General features: G+C 45.6%; 2 protein-coding genes. Both read left to right on the top strand.

What is annotated here, in order from left to right:
- Positions 1–11: 11 nt before the first annotated feature.
- Positions 12–1,199 (top strand): T6SS phospholipase effector Tle1-like catalytic domain-containing protein, encoded by a 1,188-nt coding sequence (locus J1785_RS01155; RefSeq protein ID WP_217218614.1) that lies wholly within the window; start codon positions 12–14, stop codon positions 1,197–1,199.
- A partial coding sequence (locus J1785_RS01150; RefSeq protein WP_217218613.1) for a DUF2931 family protein occupies positions 1,196–1,640 on the top strand: 445 nt, incomplete at its 3' end. The genes J1785_RS01155 and J1785_RS01150, both read left to right, overlap by 4 nt.

Raw genomic sequence — 1,640 nt, 5'->3', positions numbered from 1 at the left:
ACACATAATGGGTGGATTCTATTAAAAAAAATTGGATAGGTGTCTGGTTTGATGGCGTAGTCGATAAAACAAATGAAGGCATTGCATTAATTAGCGAACAAATTCAATTATTACTTAAAGAAAGCAAAAGTAATTCATGCGCAATTGAAAAAATCCAGTTTGATATATTCGGCTTCAGCCGTGGCGCTGCGGCTGCACGTCACCTTGCGAATCGTGTCAGAAACAACGATCAGGCGATACAGGAAGCCATCACGAAAGGGCTGGATGGCCGAAATCAGCATGGCAAACCTTCAGGAGAAGTTCGCTTTCTGGGACTGTTTGATACTGTCTGCGCAGTCGGTGGGGTAACAAATTTGTTTGACGTCCACGGCGGTGTAAATCCCGGCATTGAGCTGGCGCTTCCGAAAGATATTGCACAAAAAGTCTTTCAGATTACCGCAATGCATGAATGCCGCTATAACTTCAGCCTGAACAGCATTAAAGAGTCGTGGCCAGAACTTGCCTTGCCCGGTGTACATTCGGATATTGGCGGTGGCTATAATCCGCAGGAAAAAGAATACCTGTTCCTCTCTGAACCTGGATTTGAGACCGTCAGGGATAGCATTCCCGTCGAGATGACGAATATTTATCGCAGTTCAGCGGCGGAAATACCTGACCTGCGGGTACTGCCCAATCTGAGTCCCATTATGCTTTCCGGGGTGATAACCCTGGGAACATGGTATGACTATTTGGTCAATGCGAATAAAAATCGTATGGGTGTGACGGAAAAGCGTGTTGGTGCGGCGGTGACAATGGAACGTACCGTCACTAATGACTGGTCAAAGGTTAGCTTGCGCGTGATGCTAGCCGCGGCTCAAAGCGCTGGATGTATATTTGATCCAATTCGCGATACGAATATCACATTAAGATTGCCACAAGAATTAGAACCGTTGAGTCAAAAAGCCATTAACCAAGGAAAAGCGGCTTTAAATGGGGCAACATCCATACCTTTTACTTTGGAAGAAATGCAATTGATTGGGAAATACATCCACTGTTCTGCGAACTGGAACGCAGTGGTATTTAAAGACGTCTGGCTCGATGGCAATAAGGTCAAGGCGATTTACGGCGCGGTAAAATCAGCAGAACTTGTCGGCTTTGTTAATCGCCCTAATCCCGGCTGGGTACGCGCCGTGTGGAATATGCAAGGAGCAAAGGCATGAAAGCAATAACAGGTCTGCTATCCCTTCTTCTGTTAGCGGGTTGCACCGGCAGTAATACAGAAGAACAACACGGCACTATTAAAGCCCCCTGGGATGAATGGTACTTTGCATTTACTACCCCTAAGGCCCTGCCTGCTCAGGTCACCCTGGTGAAATTACTCGACACCGAAGGCTATGGTTATGTGTTCGAAACAATAAACCAACCACAGGGCATCAGTGTGGGAAAATGGGATGACCAAAACTCAGCTGGCGGAACACAGTTCAATAAAGCAAAGTCTCCACCTCAAATGATTGTTTTTTGTTGGGACTCTATTATTGACAAGAAAACTTATGAAACCACTTTATTCTTTTATTCTGATACCTGGGAGAAAATGATTACCCCTTATCCAAACCCCCTCACTTCTTCAAAAAGTGCCTACCGGCAAACGATGTTAATAGGTC

Source organism: Rahnella perminowiae (genome assembly GCF_019049755.1).
Classification (GTDB): Bacteria; Pseudomonadota; Gammaproteobacteria; order Enterobacterales; family Enterobacteriaceae; genus Rahnella; species Rahnella perminowiae.
The sequence above is the reverse complement of the archived record's forward strand: the minus strand, read 5'-3'. Positions and strand labels throughout refer to the sequence as shown.